16 protein-coding genes and 1 other annotated feature are annotated in these 18861 nt (G+C 40.2%); of the genes, 10 read left to right on the top strand and 6 right to left on the bottom strand.

Going from position 1 to position 18861, the window contains the following annotated elements:
• Window positions 1-281 precede the first annotated feature (281 nt).
• The 9 genes from rsmG (at window position 282) to guaB (ending at window position 8729) form a co-directional block, all read left to right on the top strand.
• Window positions 282-998 (top strand): 16S rRNA (guanine(527)-N(7))-methyltransferase RsmG, encoded by a 717-nt coding sequence (gene rsmG / locus AEQ18_RS13460; protein ID WP_054116867.1) that lies wholly within the window; start codon window positions 282-284, stop codon window positions 996-998.
• Between the two features lie 11 nt (window positions 999-1009).
• Window positions 1010-1774 carry a ParA family protein gene (locus AEQ18_RS13455; RefSeq protein ID WP_054116866.1) on the top strand — a complete coding sequence of 255 codons (765 nt, stop codon included), beginning with the start codon at window positions 1010-1012 and terminating at the stop codon, window positions 1772-1774.
• Entirely contained in the window at window positions 1764-2654 is an 891-nt protein-coding gene (locus AEQ18_RS13450) for a ParB/RepB/Spo0J family partition protein (protein WP_054116865.1), read from the top strand. Before AEQ18_RS13455 ends, AEQ18_RS13450 begins: the two co-directional genes overlap by 11 nt.
• A gap of 11 nt (window positions 2655-2665) precedes the next feature.
• Window positions 2666-2854, top strand: a complete 189-nt coding sequence (locus AEQ18_RS13445) for a DUF951 domain-containing protein (RefSeq protein ID WP_054116864.1) — start codon at window positions 2666-2668, stop codon at window positions 2852-2854.
• A gap of 7 nt (window positions 2855-2861) precedes the next feature.
• A complete protein-coding gene (gene ychF, locus AEQ18_RS13440) occupies window positions 2862-3962 on the top strand; it encodes a redox-regulated ATPase YchF (RefSeq protein WP_054116863.1) in 1101 nt (366 codons plus the stop codon).
• Between the two features lie 73 nt (window positions 3963-4035).
• Complete coding sequence (locus tag AEQ18_RS13435; RefSeq protein WP_054116862.1) at window positions 4036-4728, top strand: DUF1129 domain-containing protein; 693 nt, start codon at window positions 4036-4038, stop codon at window positions 4726-4728.
• Window positions 4729-4863: 135 nt separating this feature from the next.
• Window positions 4864-5421, top strand: a complete 558-nt coding sequence (locus AEQ18_RS13430; RefSeq protein WP_054116861.1) for a PadR family transcriptional regulator — start codon at window positions 4864-4866, stop codon at window positions 5419-5421.
• Window positions 5422-5444: 23 nt separating this feature from the next.
• The gene (locus AEQ18_RS13425; RefSeq protein ID WP_054116860.1) at window positions 5445-6977 is read left to right on the top strand and encodes an MFS transporter; all 1533 of its coding nucleotides are present in this window, start codon (window positions 5445-5447) and stop codon (window positions 6975-6977) included.
• 267 nt (window positions 6978-7244) lie between these two features.
• Window positions 7245-8729 carry an IMP dehydrogenase gene (gene guaB / locus AEQ18_RS13420; protein WP_054116859.1) on the top strand — a complete coding sequence of 495 codons (1485 nt, stop codon included), beginning with the start codon at window positions 7245-7247 and terminating at the stop codon, window positions 8727-8729.
• A gap of 108 nt (window positions 8730-8837) precedes the next feature.
• On the opposite strand, the gene AEQ18_RS13415 is transcribed toward guaB, so the two are convergent.
• Together AEQ18_RS13415 and AEQ18_RS13410 are read right to left on the bottom strand one after the other, a co-directional pair.
• Complete coding sequence (locus tag AEQ18_RS13415; RefSeq protein WP_054116858.1) at window positions 8838-11546, bottom strand: FtsX-like permease family protein; 2709 nt, start codon at window positions 11544-11546, stop codon at window positions 8838-8840.
• A gap of 9 nt (window positions 11547-11555) precedes the next feature.
• Complete coding sequence (locus AEQ18_RS13410; protein WP_054116857.1) at window positions 11556-12257, bottom strand: ABC transporter ATP-binding protein; 702 nt, start codon at window positions 12255-12257, stop codon at window positions 11556-11558.
• Between the two features lie 149 nt (window positions 12258-12406).
• On the opposite strand from AEQ18_RS13410, the gene AEQ18_RS13405 reads away from it, so the two are divergent.
• Window positions 12407-12958 carry a TetR/AcrR family transcriptional regulator gene (locus tag AEQ18_RS13405; protein ID WP_054116856.1) on the top strand — a complete coding sequence of 184 codons (552 nt, stop codon included), beginning with the start codon at window positions 12407-12409 and terminating at the stop codon, window positions 12956-12958.
• Window positions 12959-13007: 49 nt separating this feature from the next.
• Here AEQ18_RS13405 and AEQ18_RS13400 read toward each other — a convergent pair whose 3' ends face one another.
• The 4 genes from AEQ18_RS13400 to AEQ18_RS13385 form a co-directional block, all read right to left on the bottom strand.
• On the bottom strand, window positions 13008-14579 hold the full coding sequence (locus AEQ18_RS13400; RefSeq protein WP_054116855.1) for a polysaccharide deacetylase family protein: 1572 nt from the start codon (window positions 14577-14579) through the stop codon (window positions 13008-13010).
• Between the two features lie 233 nt (window positions 14580-14812).
• Window positions 14813-16090, bottom strand: a complete 1278-nt coding sequence (serS, locus tag AEQ18_RS13395) for a serine--tRNA ligase (RefSeq protein WP_054116854.1) — start codon at window positions 16088-16090, stop codon at window positions 14813-14815.
• Window positions 16091-16142: 52 nt separating this feature from the next.
• Window positions 16143-16338, bottom strand: a binding site (T-box leader).
• A 37-nt stretch (window positions 16339-16375) separates the two neighbouring features.
• Window positions 16376-17560, bottom strand: a complete 1185-nt coding sequence (locus AEQ18_RS13390; RefSeq protein WP_054116853.1) for a sensor histidine kinase — start codon at window positions 17558-17560, stop codon at window positions 16376-16378.
• A complete protein-coding gene (locus AEQ18_RS13385; RefSeq protein WP_054116852.1) occupies window positions 17550-18239 on the bottom strand; it encodes a response regulator transcription factor in 690 nt (229 codons plus the stop codon). The genes AEQ18_RS13390 and AEQ18_RS13385 overlap by 11 nt, the downstream gene beginning before the upstream one ends.
• Window positions 18240-18861 lie beyond the last annotated feature (622 nt).

Raw genomic sequence — 18861 nt, 5'->3', positions numbered from 1 at the left:
AGCATCGACGCTGGTCGATGCTTCTTTTTTTATGAAAAAAAGCCGACCAGCAAGTTTGGCAGCCTTACTGGTCGAGGAAAAATGAAAAAAGTTTTTTTGGATTGACATCACTATACTGCGTATAACTTAAAGTAAACTTAAACTGGAAAATGTATCCATTTAAAAAAGCATAAATTCTCTTTTTTCCCATTGTCTGACCCTTGCAACAAGGTGCTTTTTGCGTTAAAGTAGGAATTAGTCTGTGAAACATTTTCTGTTTCACGAAATAGAAAGGATACACTATGCAACCTGAAGAATTTCAACAAGCGTTAGCTGAACACGGCATTGCATTAACAGCAACGCAAATGGCGCAATTTGCTACATATTATGCGTACTTGATCGAGTGGAATCAAAAGATGAATTTGACGGCGATCACGGAAGAAAAAGACGTTTATTTAAAGCATTTTTTTGATTCTGTGGCGTTGGCATTTGAGACAGATCTGACAACAGATGGTCATTTGTGTGATGTTGGATCAGGTGCCGGTTTTCCAAGTATTCCTTTGAAGATCGTCTTTCCTGAATTAGAGGTCACAATAGTTGATTCGCTGAACAAGCGGATTACCTTTTTGAACAATTTGGTTGCTGCGCTTCATTTAGACGGTGTGCATCTGTATCATGATCGTGCCGAAACCTTTGGCCAGAACCCGCAATTTCGCGGACAATTTGACTATGTGACTGCTCGTGCTGTTGCCAGATTGAATATCTTGACTGAATTATGTTTGCCACTGGTAAAGAAATCAGGATATTTCTATGCCTTGAAAGCAGCTAAAAGTGAAGAAGAGTTTGTTGAAGCAAAACCAGCAATCTCACAACTAGGCGGAAAGTTCATCACGGAAAAAAGTTTTTCATTGCCCGTCAGCGGCGATGAGCGGCATGTATTGATTATTCAAAAGACCAAAGAAACACCTAAAAAATATCCGCGTAAACCAGGAACGCCAGCGAAACAACCAATCAAGTAGGAGGAAGATCAATGGCTCGTATTATATCAGTTGCAAACCAAAAAGGCGGCGTCGGTAAAACGACCACCACGGTCAATCTTGGTGCCAGCCTGGCATTTGTTGGGAAAAAGGTCCTGTTAGTCGATATAGATGCCCAAGGTAATGCCACTAGCGGTGTCGGTATCCGCAAACCAGATGTAGATAAAGATATTTATGACGTTTTAGTCAATGAAACCCCCATTGTCGAAGCCATTTTACCAAGTAGCCGCGAAAATTTGGATATCGTTCCAGCAACGATCCAATTGGCCGGAGCAGAAATTGAATTGACGTCGATGATGGCCCGAGAATCACGTCTTAAATCGGCATTGAATGAAATCAATGAACAATATGATTATATTTTTATCGATTGCCCCCCTTCGTTAGGTCATCTAACGATCAATGCCTTTACAGCAAGTGATTCGATTTTGATCCCTGTACAATGTGAATATTATGCCTTAGAGGGATTGAGTCAGTTGTTGAATACAGTTCGCTTAGTTCAAAAACATTTTAACCCAGAATTAGAGATCGAAGGCGTGTTGTTAACGATGTATGACGCACGTACAAATCTTGGTGCTGAAGTTGTTGAAGAAGTTCGTCGCTACTTCCAAGAAAAAGTCTACGAAACGATCATTCCACGGAATATACGGTTATCAGAAGCACCTAGTCATGGATTGTCGATTATTGATTATGACCCACGTTCTAAAGGTGCTGAAGTTTACCAAACGTTAGCAAAGGAAGTGTTAGCACGTGAAGAATAAAGGGAAAGGATTGGGACGCGGGATCGATGCCTTGTTTCAAGACCTGCAAGGTTTAGAAGAAGTCGACATCAAAACCGAAAAACTCGTTGAGATTCCACTCAATGAGTTACGTCCAAATCCATATCAACCACGGAAGACCTTTGAGGAAACATCTTTGCAGGAATTAGCCAATTCGATTCAACATGCAGGTGTCTTTCAACCAATCATTGTGCGCCAATCTACGGTCAAAGGCTATGAGATCATTGCTGGAGAACGGCGATTTCGCGCCTCAAAACTAGCCGGTAAAGAAACGATTCCAGCGATTATCCGCAATTTTGATGAAGAAGCGATGATGCAAGTCGCCGTTTTGGAAAACTTGCAAAGAGAAGATTTGAATCCACTAGAAGAAGCAGAAGCTTATGATATGTTGATGAAAAATCTTAAATTGACGCAAGCAGAAGTAGCAGAGCGCTTAGGAAAGAGTCGACCTTATATAGCCAACTACTTGCGATTGTTGACGTTGCCGAAACTTGTCAAAGAAATGGTGCAAGACAATCGGTTGTCAATGGGGCAAGCCCGAACGTTGTTAGGTTTAAAAAATAAAGATCAGATCTTGAAGTTAGCCAATCGTTGTGTCAAAGAAAACTTTACGGTTCGTCAATTAGAACAGTTGGTATCCGAAATGAATGATACCAAAAACGAAAAGAAAAAAGTCCCTCGTTTGATTCGCGAAAAGCCGTATTACTTACGAGAAAGCGAAGACCGTTTAATGGATAAATTTGGAACAAATGTCGAGATTCGCGAAAAAGAAGGTAAAGGCAAAATCGAGATCGAATATTTATCTCAAAAAGATTTGACCCGTATTTTAGATTTGCTGCACATTCAATTTGATGAAGCTTGAGGTGATAAAGAATGTATGATCTTGGGGATATTGTCGAAATGAAGAAACCCCACGCCTGTCAGGCGAATCGATGGGAAATCATCCGTATGGGGGCTGATATCAAAATCAAATGTACCAATTGCGGCCACATTGTGATGATGACCAGGCGCGATTTTGATAAAAAAATGAAAAAAATCCTAGAAAAAAAAGAGAAAGAGTGAATGAATTATGGCGTTAACAGCCGGAATCGTCGGATTACCTAACGTAGGGAAATCGACTTTATTTAATGCAATCACGAAGGCAGGCGCGGAAGCGGCCAATTATCCCTTCGCAACGATCGACCCGAATGTAGGAATGGTAGAAGTACCAGATTGGCGCTTACAGAGACTAACAGAGTTGGTCCAGCCTAAAAAAACAGTACCAACCACGTTTGAATTTACGGATATTGCCGGCATCGTGCGAGGTGCCAGCAAGGGAGAAGGGTTAGGCAATCAATTCTTAAGCCATATTCGTCAAGTAGATGCGATTTGTCACGTTGTGCGTTGTTTTGATGATGACAATATTACGCATGTGGAAGGCCGTGTTGATCCGATCGCCGATATCGAGACCATCAATTTAGAATTGGTTTTAGCTGATTTGGAATCTGTCAATAAACGTTACACACGGGTAGCCAAAATTGCTAAAACGAAAGATAAAGATGCCGTAGCTGAATTGGCAGTATTGGACAAAATCAAACCTGTATTAGAAGAAGGCGTTTCTGCTCGTTCGATTGAATTTACTGAAGAAGAACAACGGATCGTCAAAAGCTTGTTTCTGTTGACGACTAAACCCGTTCTTTATGTAGCCAACGTTGCTGAAGATGATGTGGCCGATTTCGAAGGCAATGACTATGTCAATACAGTCAAAGATTTCGCCAATAGTGAAAATGCGGAAGTCATTGTGATCAGCGCACGTGCTGAAGAAGAGATTGCTGAGCTGGAAGAAGAAGACAAAGCAGATTTCTTAGAAGCGCTAGGCATTGAAGAGTCAGGTTTGGACCAATTGATTCGGGCTGCCTATGATCTACTAGGCCTGGCTACGTACTTTACAGCTGGTGAGCAAGAAGTTCGTGCTTGGACATTCCGTAAAGGAATCAAAGCCCCACAAGCTGCCGGCATTATTCATACAGACTTCGAGAAAGGGTTCATCCGTGCGGAAACTGTTTCCTTTGAAGACTTGAACCAATATGGCACGATGCATGCAGCGAAAGAAGCCGGTCGTGTTCGTTTGGAAGGGAAAGAATACATCGTGCAAGATGGCGATGTCATGTTGTTCCGTTTTAACGTATAAAGGGCTTTCTTCCTAGGGATTTTGTGGTAAAATGTCCATTGTGAAGAAAACGCGCAGAAGGGAGAATCAATTCATGGAACCAGAAACTCTGCGAAATTATGTTTCCGAAAATCGTGAATTAGAACAACAATTAACAAAACGCAATCAACAATATATTTTTGATTTAAAAAAATCACTAGAAGCAGCCAATCTTTCTGAGGAAGAAAAAACAATTGCCTTACATGATATGTTACCGATCCTTGTACAGGAACAAAAAGGCGGCAAAACAGCGCGACAATTGTTTGGTACAGTATCCGAAAGAACAGAGGCAATCATCAATAAACCCGTTGAGCAAAAAGAATCAGGACCATTTCTGATGTGGCTAGACAACACGCTGTTGATATTAGGTATCTTTGGCTTGATGTTGGGTGTCATGGGCGTCTTTACTCGCGGACAAGCACAGCCATATGGTCTGTTGACGTTGTTCTTGATGGCGATTTTAGCTGGTTGGGTGTTCTATTTGATGTATAAATATATGTATCAATATGAACGACCAGGCGCAGATAAAAGCAAGCGACCTAAAATGTGGAAAATCATTCTGATTTTAGTTGGAGCATTTTTACTGTGGATCGTTGCGATTTCTCTTTCTGCGATGATACCAGCACCATTTAATCCGCAAGTAGATCCCGTCATCGAAGCCGTGATCGGCGCAGTGGCATTGGCGGCTAAATATTACTTGAAACGTAAATACAACATTATCAGCAGCTTATCAGTACCAAGAGGCTGATCAGTGAATCAGTTGGTTCTCTTATAAAAAGAGAGCCAACTGATTTTTTTTGCTTGACAATATATCTAAAAGACCTATAATAAGCAAGTCGATAGGTCTAAAAGACTGATAAGAAAAATTGCAAAGGAGGCAATCATGTACGATTTATTATTGTTGGGCTCCCTGGTTGGCGGGGATAAAACCGGCTATAAGTTGCAAAAAATCGTTGGTTCTGCTTTACAACCGATGCGTAAAGTTTCAAGCGGTGTGTTATATCCATCTTTAGAGAAGTTAGAAAAAGAAGGATTGGTTATGTCTAAAAATCTGCAAGATGTGCGGAATACGAAGTTATGGCATATCACCCCAGCGGGTACTAGCCGTTTTGCCGAATTGATGCGAGCGGATATTCCTTCTGATGCCAAACGAAACGATATGATCCATTTCAAATTACGCTCGTTAAATAGTGTGTCTGTTTCGGTTCAATTAAAAATCTTGACTGACTTTCAGGCATTTATCGAAAGTGATCTTTTATTTTATCAACAAGCGCAACTTGATATGCAAGATCATCGGGAAACATATCCTGAGCAAGCAGCTCGTTTCGATGTGATTGTGTCAGCTTATGATCTTGATATCCAATTGGCGCAAACAAAACTTTCATGGATCAAGCAACAGATCGAACAGCGAAAAGCAACTTGTAAAAAAGCAACTGAATGAATATATAGGAGTGTTGAATCATTATGGAAAAAACGTCAAAAAAATGGTTTTCATTAATTGCCTTGTCGTTAGGTGTTTTTATGGGACTTTTGGATGTAACAGTCGTGAATGTAGCATTGCCTACGATGCAAAAGGCCTTTGATGCACCTTTTACGCAACTACAATGGGTATTAAATGCCTATACACTAGTTTTTGCAGTTACCTTATTGGTTGTATCTAAACTAGGAGATATGTATGGACGAAAAAAGATTTTCTTAGGTAGTTTGGTGATCTTTATCGCAGCTTCTGTCTTGAATGGTTTCGCTCCATCTTTGCTGATACTGGATATTGGTCGCGGTATCCAAGCTGTCGGCGGTGCGGGCATGATGTCTTTATCAATGGCATTGGTTGCTTCTAACTTTGAAGGAAAACAGCGAGGATTAGCTTTAGGGATTTTGGGTTCAGTCATTGGTTTGTCTTCTGCTTCTGGCCCATTAGTGGGTGGTCTATTGGTGGATGCCTTTGGCTGGGAATCGATTTTCTTTATTAATTTGCCGATCGGGATCATCGCCGTCTTGATGACCATACGTTTTGTTGATGAAACTCCCAGTTATGGCCGAGATGAAAAGATTGATCTGCTCGGGATGGTTCTTTCAACTGCGGCGTTGTTTAGCGCCATTTACGGGTTGATTCAAAAGGAAACCAATGTTGACTGGGCATGGACAGATCTAAGAGTTGGTGGCTGGTTGGCGTTAGCGATCATTTTTTTGATTTTGTTCATCATTACAGAAGCAAAAGTCAAAGACCCAATGATGAATTTAAAAATGTTCAAAAATATCAATTTTGTTGGCTCAGTTATTGTGGCATTTGCTTTAGGCTCAGGCATTTATGCATTTAATACGTATTTAACCGTTCTGATGCAAAATTACATTGGCTGGTCTGCTTTTGATACAGGCGTCCGTCAACTGGCACTTTCAGTGTGGTCATTGATCTTAGGACCTGTTGTTGGTATTTTGGGCAACAAGTTTGCGAAAAAGTGGATGATCGCTGCAGGATTGTTGATCAGTGGAGGAGGCTTCTTGTTCTTGATTGGTCAACTGTCACCGACAATGGGCTATGCCCAACTTTGGCCGACATTAGTGATGATCGGTATTGCCAACGGTATCGTCAACCCATTGCTGAATTCAGCTGGTTTAGAAGGGGTTGCCCCACAAGAAATGGGGATGGCTTCAGGATTATTAAATGTTTTCCGTCAGTTTGGTACCAGCTTTGGTGTGGTGATCCTAGGACTAGTTGAGGCAAATCGTTATGCAGAAGTTGTCAATGCCCAGGCAGATAATATGAACTTACCAATCAAATTAACGGATAGTTTGGTTAGTGCGGGGCCGTTTTCTGGCCATGAAATTGCGTTTTCGGACACAGTGAACCAAGCACCTTTTGCTGCTGAATTACAAAAGACTGTTGTTCAAGCATTCGATAGCGGATTGACCCATATATGTTATGTCGCAGGTATCGTTGTCGTGATCGGGGCTATTGGTGCGGCAATCTTTATGCGAGAAAATAAAACAGTAGTATAAAAAAGATTCTTCAATAGAGCACAGCATCAGCTGCTACAGTCAGAAATTTCTTTAAAAGATTTTCTGACTGTTTTTCTATCCAATCTACTGGTGGAGAAGAGAGTAAACACTTGGACAAAAACTTTCAAAGAGAATTCCCTGTGATTATGAGAATTTCTGACCCATTTACTAACGATAAATAAGAAAACTGTCCGAATGGTTGACTTATGAAAAAAATTTTGCTATTTTTTTTAAAATACCTAAAAATTTTAAGGAGTGGTTACAAAAATGTCCAACTGGGAAACCAAATTTGTAAAAAAAGGGTTAACGTTCGATGATGTCCTATTGATTCCTGCTGAAAGTCACGTATTGCCAAATGATGTGGATATGCGTGTGCAGCTTGCCCCCAATATTACGCTGAATATACCAATCATGAGTGCCAGTATGGATACAGTAACTGATAGTAAAATGGCTATTTCTATGGCTCGCCAAGGTGGGTTAGGCGTGATTCATAAAAATATGAGTATTGCTGCCCAAGCAGATGAAGTCCGGAAAGTGAAACGTTCAGAAAGTGGCGTAATCATTGATCCATTCTTCTTAACGCCAAGCCATCTAGTAGCTGATGCGGAACATTTGATGAGCAAATACCGTATTAGCGGTGTACCGATCGTTGAAACTATGGAAAACCGCAAACTTGTGGGTATTATTACCAACCGCGATATGCGCTTTGTAACTGATTATACGATGGCGATCGATGATGTGATGACCAAAGAAAAATTGATCACTGCCCCTGTGGGTACGTCACTGAAAGATGCTGAAAAAATCCTGCAACAACACAAAATCGAAAAATTACCAATCGTTGATGAAGAAGGCCGTCTAAGTGGTTTGATCACCATCAAAGATATCGAAAAAGTGATTGAATTCCCAAATGCTGCTAAAGATACCCATGGTCGTCTTCTCGTAGCCGCAGCTGTCGGTGTGACTAGCGATACCTTTGAACGGGCGCAAGCATTGTTAGACGCTGGTGCTGATGCGATCGTGATCGATACAGCCCATGGACACAGTGCCGGTGTATTGCGCAAAATCTCAGAAATTCGCAATCAATTCCCTGAAGCAACGTTGATTGCTGGAAACGTAGCAACTGCAGAAGGGACAAAGGCACTCTATGATGCAGGCGTCGATGTTGTCAAGGTTGGTATTGGCCCAGGATCAATTTGTACAACACGGGTCGTTGCTGGTGTAGGTGTACCGCAATTGACAGCTATCTATGATGCAGCTTCTGTTGCCCGTCAATATGGCAAAGCGATTATTGCAGATGGCGGCATCAAGTATTCAGGTGATATCGTCAAAGCATTAGCAGCTGGTGGTCATGCAGTGATGTTAGGCAGCATGTTAGCCGGTACGGATGAATCACCAGGTGAATTTGAAATTTATCAAGGCCGTCGTTTCAAGACGTATCGTGGCATGGGTTCATTAGGTGCAATGGAAAAAGGGTCGAGTGATCGTTATTTCCAAGGTGGTGTCAATGAGGCCAATAAATTGGTTCCAGAAGGCATTGAAGGACGTGTCGCATACAAAGGCAGTGTTTCTGATATTATCTTCCAAATGATCGGTGGATTAAAATCAGGAATGGGCTATGTTGGTGCAGCTAATCTACAGCAATTACGTGATGAAGCTCAATTTATCCAAATGAGTGGCAATGGACTGAAAGAATCACATCCTCATGATGTTCAAATCACGAAAGAAGCACCTAATTACTCCGTTAAATCATAATAGTTTTCACGTGAAACATTCAAAAAGACATCTGTTCCTTCGCTCAAAGAAGCGAGGAACAGATGTCTTTTTTGATAATACACTCAGTTAAATCACAAGAACCAATTTTTATTCATTCGATTTCAATGCATCGATCATATTGACACGGGTCAGCTTTACATGCGTAACGAACATCACGATGACAGTAAAAAGAATCGTCATGCCGCCTGCTAAAGCATACGCTGGCCAATTGATCACAAGAGGAAAGACCATGTTTTCCATTGATGCTTGCATAAGAATAAAGTCGGTCAAGAAGTATCCCACAGCATAACCTGCCAAAATACCAAACAAAGTAAAGACAATATTTTCGCGAACGATATACATAGTGACTTCCTTGTTGTAAAAACCAAGGACTTTGATGGTCGACAACTCGCGAATCCGTTCGGAAACATTAATGTTGGTTAAGTTGTACAACACAACAAAGGCTAATGCTCCAGATAATACAACCAATATCAAGACAATAGAGTCCAGATTGCCCATGGATTCATTTTGTGTATTGATTTGGGTAGATAAAAACGTCGTGTTCTTGACGCTATCGGTTTCCAATAACGCGGTAGAGAGGTTTTCTTCTTGCTTTTGATTCATGGTATCACTCTTGAGCAACAAGGTATTTGGCGTAAAGTCGCTGTCAGTGATTGCTTCATAGGTTTCTTGCGAAAGGTACAAAGAATTTCCTAAGTAGTTCTCAGCAATCCCGCTGATTTTTACAGTAAAAGATTCTTGATCACTTGTATAGAAAGTCAGGCTATCACCTACGTTGATATCATAAAGTTCGGCATATTTCATGGTTAAAACCGCACCATTGTCATTCAACGATAACGCGTTACCCTCCAATGAGGTCAAATGTACATAGTCTGTGAAAGTATCATTGTCGGCAGGAACCATCAACGTCAAACTTTGCTTGCCTTGGTTTTCAGGACGAATTTCAATATTCTCACTGTTGACAGCTAAAGTATCTGTTACGCCCGTATCTTTACCGAGCGCAGCTTCGGCTTTTTTCAATGTGGCCTCTTTGCTGTCGGTGAGTGTAACAACTGCTTGATAATCGGTGATCGGTCCAAATTGTTTGCTGGTCACTGAACCCAAAGAATCCTTTAACCCGACACCAGCGACCATCAATCCGGTACAACCTGCAATGCCGATGATTGCCATCACCATACGTGATTTGTAACGGAAAATATTCCGAAAACTGACTTTTTGATTAAAACTTAGACGTGACCACAATGGGGTGATACGTTCTAAGAAAATACGTTTCCCAGGTTTAGGTGCGCGTACTTGTAATAATTGGGCAGGTTTTTCCCGTAATTCCTTGATCAAAACGAACAGGCAAGCACCAAGTGCGGCAATCAAAAAGGCACTAGCGGCTAAAATGATGGGGGACCAGACATAATAAACGCGAATCCCATCCAACAGATAACGATCACTCGATAAGAAGTAAATCAAGCGCGGCAACAACTCAGTGCCCAGAATGGCGCCGCTGAGGATGCCAATCGCTGAAGAGAGTAAAGCATAAATCAAATATTTGATTGAAATTTCTGCTTTTCCGTAACCCAATGCTTTCAAGGTGCCAATTTCTTTTCTATTTTCTTCCACCATTCGCGACAATGTCGTAAAGGTGATCAATGCAGCTATAAAGAAGAAGAATACTGGAAAGACATTGGCGATAGCTGCAATTCGATCAGATAAACCGCCATATTCTTGGAACCCTGGATTGTCTTTCCGTTGATTATATAGATAGGTCGGTTCTTCTAACGCATCTAAGTCTGCTAGGTTATCGTTTATCGTCTGTTGTGCGTCGTCTAGTTGTTCTTGTTGTGCATCAAGTGTTTCTTGCTGTTGTGTCAATTCCGCTTCGCCAGCAGTGACTTCAGTTGTTAGGGCTGCTTGTTGTGCTTGCGGCAATTGACTTAATGCCTCTTTTTGAGTGGCAAGCTGTTCCTTAGCAGCATCAAGCTGCTCTTGTGCATCATCCAGTTTGGTCTGATTGTCCGTCAACTCGTCTTGTGCAGGCGTAATATCTTCCATGGCTTCTGCTTTGATTTCAGCCAACCGCGTTTGCGGTCGATCAGCAAAAAGTGCTTCAATCGTTTCTTGATGGTTGTCCATTTTCTCTTCATATGCATCCGAATAGGTTTCCAAGGATTGGACATCATCAAAGGAGAAGTAAAGAATCGATTTGACATCCATCGTAAACGTGTCTTCAGGTATATAGGCAAAGTAGGATACAACGCCGCTGCCTATATTCGCATAGCCACGCTCTGCAACACTGATATACATGGGCGAATCAGCAAAACCAACGATCGTGTAACTTTCTTGCGATAAGTTTTCTGTCTGATCAAACGTATACGTATCGCCCAATTGGTAGCCGTAGTTTTTGGCTTCTGTGTCTAACAGGATTTCATCTTTATTTTTAGGCAGATGGCCTTCTTTGATCAGCAGCTGATTCAATGTGTGGTCGTTGTTGTAAGAATTGACTTGCACAACTTCATCACTGTTTACTGCAGCATAGAACTGATAAGCAGATTCAACTTGTGCATCAGATTTTTCTGCAAGAGCAATATCCTCATCTGTCAGGCCCATCGTGGAAGTGACTTGTAGATCTGCTAATTGATGTCCATCGACATAGGCGCTTGCTGAATGATTTAAAATCGGGCCTGTTGCCTTAACGCCGACGAAAAGAAAAGTACCAAGAAAAATAATCAAGGTAATGGCAATAAAGCGGCCTTTTGATTGGCTGATCTCACGAAAACTGGCTTTTAAATAGGTCTTATTTTTCATCGGATTCTCCTACCAAACGATATCATCAATTGAGATCGGCTGTTTATTTTCTTCAATTGAACGTACAGTAGCATCATTGATATGGATCACACGATCAGCGATTGGTGCGATGGCACTGTTATGGGTGATGATCAATACGGTATTGCCATTTTGACGACTAGCATTTTGCAAGAGTTTTAATACTTGCTTACCTGTTTCAAAATCCAAAGCGCCCGTGGGTTCGTCACAGAGCAGCAATTTCGGATTCTTTGCTAAGGCTCTTGCGATGGAAACCCGTTGCTGCTCACCACCGGAAAGTTGGGCGGGAAAATTATTTTTTCGATTTTCCAATCCAACTTGAGCCAATACTTCATCTGGATCAAGTGCATTAGGGGAGACCTCTGTTGCGAGCTCAATATTTTCTTTGGCAGTCAGATTCGGCACCAAATTGTAAAACTGAAATACAAAACCAACGTCTTTCCGACGGTATTCTGTCAATTGTTTGTCCGAGAATTGGGCGATGTCGACTTGATCAATAATGATTTTTCCTTCATCCGGAGAGTCCATTCCACCTAATATATTTAAGACAGTTGATTTCCCTGCTCCGCTGGGGCCTAATATCACCACTAACTCGCCTTCTTCGATTGAAAATGAAAGGTGATCGTTGGCAGTAATCGTCGTTTCACCCATCTGATATCTTTTGCATTCATTCTTTACTTCAACATAACTCATTAAAAATCCTCCATTTATTAAACACGTGTTGATTTAATCACATGGTGTTAGTATACTAATAAAGAAAAGCGAGAGCAATCCTCAATGCTTATGATAATGTTATGAAATAAACAAATGGAAGGAATCTGTTGAAGTGAAAGGAGTATCAGATGGCTGGAGTAGCGGGAAATCGTCGCACCTTGTATTCAAAGAAAGTGATTAGACAGGCGTTTCAAGATTTATTATTAGAAAAAGACTTCACCAAGATAACGATCAAAGAAATTTCTGAGCGGGCAGATATCAATCGGGGCACTTTTTATAAATATTATAAGGATACAGCCGCATTACTTGAAGAAATCGAAGAAGAATTGGTCCATGAAATTGCGGATAATCTACAAAAGGAAGATTTATCTCTTGATCTATGGCTTGCTAAATTATTAAAGCTATTATATGAGAACCCAAGTACGACGCATTTGATTTTGTTGAACAACAGTCATTTATTGAACCTTTTGTTAACTGAGATCCGACCAGAGACATTCAAAAGATTTCAATTATACTTTACACATGCGTCAACAGCGGAGTTAGAGCTATGTTTAAGCTATTTCGTTTGCGGATCAATAGGATTGATTGAACGATGGCTGAAAGATTTTCCAGAGATGTCACCTCATGCGGTAGCTACATTACTCGTCCAAATCTTTGCTACGAATGTGTATGATCGATAATAGGAAAAAACCGCTGATTTATTTGATCAGCGGTTTTTTGTGATTTTGCTTATTCAACGACACGTTCGTCAGACATCCCAAAGTATTGATGTAATGGTTTTTGTTTACCAGCCAATAATTGATCAACTGTTACAAAAGTATATCCTTCATCTTTTAACATTCTGATGATTCCGGGTACAGATTTAACAGATTCTGGATGAATGTCATGAATCAAGATAATGGCGCCGTTAAAAACATTTTGTTTAACGACAGCATTGATTTTCCCAGGATCTTTTGACTTCCAATCCTGTGAGTCAATATCCCATTGAATAATCGGCATACCAATCGTTTCAGCACTTTTCTGATCGATTGCGCCATAAGGCGGGCGTAAATTTCTTGGTAGACTACCAGTGGCTTTGAAAATGGCTTTGTCTGTTTTAAAGATTTCATCTTTTAAATCATCAGTGGACAATGTGTTCAACTGGGGGTGAGAATAAGAATGGCTGGCTATTTCATGACCAGCTTCAGCAATTTTCTTCGCAGAATCTGGATATTGTTCTACCATTTGACCCAGCATAAAGAAAGTCGCTTTCACATCGTTTTGGTTCAAAATATCTAGTAAGTCTAGAGTAGAAGAATCATTTGGTCCATCATCGAAAGTCAGTGCAACATATTTTTTATTTTCATCTAGAACAGGTAAAGCATCTTTGACACTTCCTGAATCAACCAAATCTGTATCGATAAAAGCAGCGATATCTTTATAGTCCAGTGTGATCTTATCTACACCTGTTTGATTTTCAGGCAACTCAAGGGTCAATTGCTTAGGATCATAGGTCATTTTTGAATCAAAAGTAATTCGATCCATATTTAGAACGGCATCAATAATTTTATTTGGGTCATCAGCTTGTTCCAGGATTTTTTGTTGGATGACTTGTTGTACACCCAGAAGACTCGCTTCATCAGGAATCAAATCTTTGAGGGTCAATTCAGCATTTGTTTTTTCTGAAACATAGATAGAAGATTCTGTGACCGAATCTGGTTCTTGGAATTTACCAGTTTCACGGTTCCAGACATAGCTATCAGCTTGCAATGAATAAATAGATACATTGGATGAAATAGACTTGGATTTTATTTGTGCAATCGTGACCACTTCATTTTCAGAATGTTTCTTTCCCAAATCTTCAACCATCGCTGTTAATTTACTTGTGGCATCACTGATTGGGCTGGTACTGTCATCTTTTGGATGGTAGATGATCTCTTTTCGTTCCCCATTTGCTAGAGTCTGACTTTGATTGGCTAATCCGCTCTGTGCTTGTTCTTCAGAAATACTGTCGAGTAAACCACTAGCGGCTGTTTCAAATTTTGCTTTGGCTTCTTTTTCTTGTTGTTGCAGCGTATAGGCTATATAGCCTGCTGTTGCAATAATCACTATGACCAATAATGTGATCAAACCAAGAATATATTTTCCATAAGGCGTTTTCTTCTGATTTGAAGTCAAGTTTTTTGACTTATCTGAGATTGGTAATCTCTCAGGTTCTCTTGAATTTAATGCATCATGATTACTTTTTGTATGTTCAAATGATGGATCTATTTGTTTTTTATGCAAATCACTCCGGCGAGCATAAGACTCTTTATCAGACATTTGACGTACTCCCTTCATCTATCATCATAAAGTAAACTAACCGTAACATAACTGTAACATTAGCACAATGGTCACGAACTTATTCTTATTATATTTAAAGAAACGTTGCTTTTTTCTAATATATTATCTAAAAAAAACGCATGTTGTTATATAGAGCTCTTTATGAGATGGGGAAAAAGAAGAAAAAGGTCAAAAAAAACTATGACTACGCAACAGGTAGTCATAGCAAGCTTTTATGCTTTTTCGATTTTGGTCAAACCACCCATGTAAGGAACAAGCACGTCTGGGATCGTTACACTGCCATCTTCGTTTTGGTTATTTTCTAGAACAGCAGCGACGGTACGACCGACTGCTAATCCAGAACCATTCAAGGTATGCATATATTGTATTTTTCCATCAGATTCACGGTAACGGATCATGGCACGTCGTGCTTGAAAATCTTCGCAGTTTGAACAAGAACTGATTTCGCGATAAGTATCTTGTGCGGGGATCCAGACTTCTAAATCATATGTTTTCGCTGCTGAAAAACCCATATCTCCCGTGCATAATGCCATGACACGATAAGGTAAGTTTAATTTTTGGAGAATGTCCTCAGCGTTGCTGGTCATTTTTTCTAATTCTTCATAAGAATGTTGCGCGTCACTAAATTTGACCATTTCAACTTTGTTGAATTGGTGCAAACGTATCAAACCGCGCGTATCACGACCAGCACTGCCAGCCTCTGAACGGAAAGATGGGCTTAATGCTGTGAAATAAATAGGGAGATGGGCGCCATCTAATATTTCACCATTGTAATAGTTTGTCAATGGCACTTCTGCTGTTGGAATCAATGTCAAATCAGTATCTGCTAGTTGGAAAACATCTTCTTTGAATTTAGGAAATTGTCCTGTGCCAAACATTGATTGGCTATTGACGATGTAAGGCGTCATCATTTCTGTATAGCCATGTTCATATACATGTTGGTCCAACATGAAGTTGTACAATGCGCGTTCTAAGCGGGCACCCAATCCTTTATAGTAAACAAATCTGCTGCCTGAAACTTTAGCGCCTCGTTCGAAGTCTAAGATTCCCAGATCTTCAGCAATCTCCCAGTGCGGTTTAGGCTCAAAATCGTAATTTTTTGGCGTTGACCAACGACGCACTTCTACATTGTCCGCTTCATCTTTCCCAACAGGTACAGACTCATTTGGCAAATTAGGCAATGTCGTTGCAATATGTTTGATTTCTTCGTCGATCTGACCAATCGATTCATCCAATTCTTTGATTTGAGTACCGACTTCTTTCATTTGCATGATTTTATCTGCTGCATCTGCTTTGGCGCGTTTCAAAGCGGCAATCTCAGCTGAAACGTCATTGCGCATTTTTTTCAATTCTTCTGTTTTGACCAATTGCTGTCTGCGTTGTTCATCAAGTGATAAGAACTGTTCAAGCACATCTGCTTTTACACCTCTTGTTGCTAGTTTTTGTTGGACAGTTTCAAAATTTTGACGAATCATTTTTACATCTAACATGTTTGTATCCTCCTTTTTTGTATACAAAAAATGGTTATTCCTATCCCTTGTTGCTTGGGACGAAATAACCATTCGCGGTGCCACCCAAGTTCAGCTGTTGCTGCCCTTGATACTCGTATCGTGAGCCGACGATTTTTCTTTCGAAAAATACACATCAAAGAACTGGATTCTATTCATCTCATCACTGATTCTCACCAACCATCAGCTCTCTGGATAGGATATGAATATACTAGGTTCTGTGTTTTTATATTATTTATCATAGCATAACGAAAAATAGGGTTTTCGTCAACCGTAGTTCTGTGTTCCTGCAAGGTTATTACGTTTCAATGGTAAGTGAATAATGAAGGAGGTCCATTCTGGCGTTGATTTTGCATAGATATAGCCACCATGAAGCGCAACGATACTTTGTGCAATGGCCAAGCCTAAGCCAGTACCACCTGTTTCTTGGGAGCGTGATTCTTCAACTCGATAGAAGCGATCAAAAAGTGAATCTAGTGCTTGCTTAGGAATCATTTGACCATTGTTTTTTACGGTTAGAATTGCTTCGGTACCAACTTTTTCAACTTCCATACGGATCGTGTCGGCGCCTTTACCATACTTCAACGCATTGGAGAGGAGATTATTGAATACACGGACAAGCTTTTCGGTATCTCCATCCATTTCAATATGGTCTGGTCGTGTATAGGTTTCAATCTTGATTCCTTTGCGTGTGGCTTCTAACTCGAAGTCTGCTGCAAGCTGTTCGACAAATTGGGCCATATCAAAAGGAACTAAGTTAATAGGAACACTTGGTTGTCGTACCTTCGTGTACTCGAACAAGTCGTCCACCAGTGATTTCATTTGTTTGGCTTTCACATAAGCTGTATGCGTATATTTTAATAGCTCTTCCTCAGAGTGATACTGCCGATCCTCGATCAATCCCAAGTAGCCAATGATTGATGTCAGTGGTGTTCGAATATCGTGGCTCACATTCGTGATCAGTTCATCCTTTGATTGCTCAATTCGTCGTTCATCTTGAATGGCGGCTACTGTACTGTCAACGAGTACATTGATATTTGATACTACCCGATTAAGATCTCCACGCAGTTCAAAAGGGATGCGATGATCATAATTACCTTCAGCAATATAATGCAGTTCACTGATAATATGCCGCAACTGCATTTGATGGTAACGACGGATCAAGCGCCAATACAAAACGATAACATCCAATAGGAAGAACAAGGGAAGAATAAAATTTCGACCGCTTCTAAAAATATCAGTATTGAATGCATCAGTAAATGCTGTCTTCGATTCATAGATGGCTTCTACTAAAAGCGGCGAATTTTCGCGCACCGAAGTACCAACGACAATAATTGCGACATTTAATAGAAGTAAAAGAACAACAGTGATGATACCTTCAGCAAAAAGCTCGCTGATTTCTTTAGAAGTTAGTGTAATACGTTTCTTTTTTTCGACTGGTTTACTTCGCATCTATTTTGTAGCCAACTCCCCACACAGTTTGAATGACTTTTTCTCCATCAGTTGCTTCTTCGATTTTATCTCTCAGGTGACTTACATGGACCATGACGGTTTTCGCTGAAACGACGCTCTCTTGCTTCCACACGCGTTCAAAAATCTCATCAGCACTGAATACGCGGTTAGGGTGGGAGGCAAGCAAATATAAGATACCAAATTCTAATGCGGTCAGTTGGATCTCATTGCCATCGATCGTTTTGACCTCATGAGAGTCACGGTTGATGATCAGTGAACTAACTTCTAATATTTCCGGTTGGTTTGAAGGGGTCTGCATTTTGGTCCTTCTTAGTAATGATTTCACACGAGCCATGACTTCTAAAGGATTGAAGGGTTTTGTTACATAATCATCCGCACCAGCAACCAACCCGCGAATCTTATCCATGTCAGTTGTTTTGGCAGTTAACATGATAATTGGAATTTGCGATTCCTTGCGCAATTCTTTAACTACCTGCATGCCATCCATTTCTGGCATCATGATATCCAATATAAGAAGTTCGATCTCAGCAGTGGTACGAATTTTGGACAAAGCTTCTTTACCATCATACGCCTTGACCGCTTCATACCCTTCGTTGTGTAAATAAATACTCAATAGTTCAACAATCTCTTTATCATCATCTGCTACCAATATCTTCATATGTATCCTCCTAGGAACAATATTCTTTTCTCTATTTTAGCAAATAATCAACAAAATGAACAAATTCAGACTTAAATTTATAAGAATGATAGGAATTCGAGAGAAGCAGAAAAGAAAACACGAACAATGTTTGGATGAAATGAGTGATTTGAATGAATTAACGAACAAAAATAAAGAAATAAGCATCCAATACCTTTGGAAACGCACTATCTAGAAACGTTGTTCTATCAAGCGTTTTAGGGTTGACGAATGGAATGAAAGTTGGTATATTATTACATGTGCCAAATAACTAATACATTCAAAAAACTTTTTTGAAAAAAAGGTTGACGCACAACAGAACAGATGATATTATAACGAAGTCGCAAAAATAAATTGATTGATCGTTGTTGATATGACAACAAATTAATTGAAAAAAGTTGTTGACAAATAACAAATCATTTGTTATTATGATTAAGTTGCTAAGGCAGCCGACACGTTGTTGCAAAACAACGAGCCAAAAAAACTTTTATAAAAAGTGTTGACAATCACTTGTCACTCTGATATGATATAAAAGTTGCTAACGCAACACTGTAGACCTTTGAAAACTGAACAAAGCAAGCAAACGAACCAATGTGTAGGACGC

Origin of the sequence: Enterococcus sp. RIT-PI-f, from assembly GCF_001297065.1 — a bacterium.
In the GTDB taxonomy this organism is placed as follows: Bacteria; Bacillota; Bacilli; order Lactobacillales; family Enterococcaceae; genus Enterococcus_D.
Note: the sequence above shows the minus strand (reverse complement) of the source record. Positions and strands in the feature narration are given on the sequence as shown.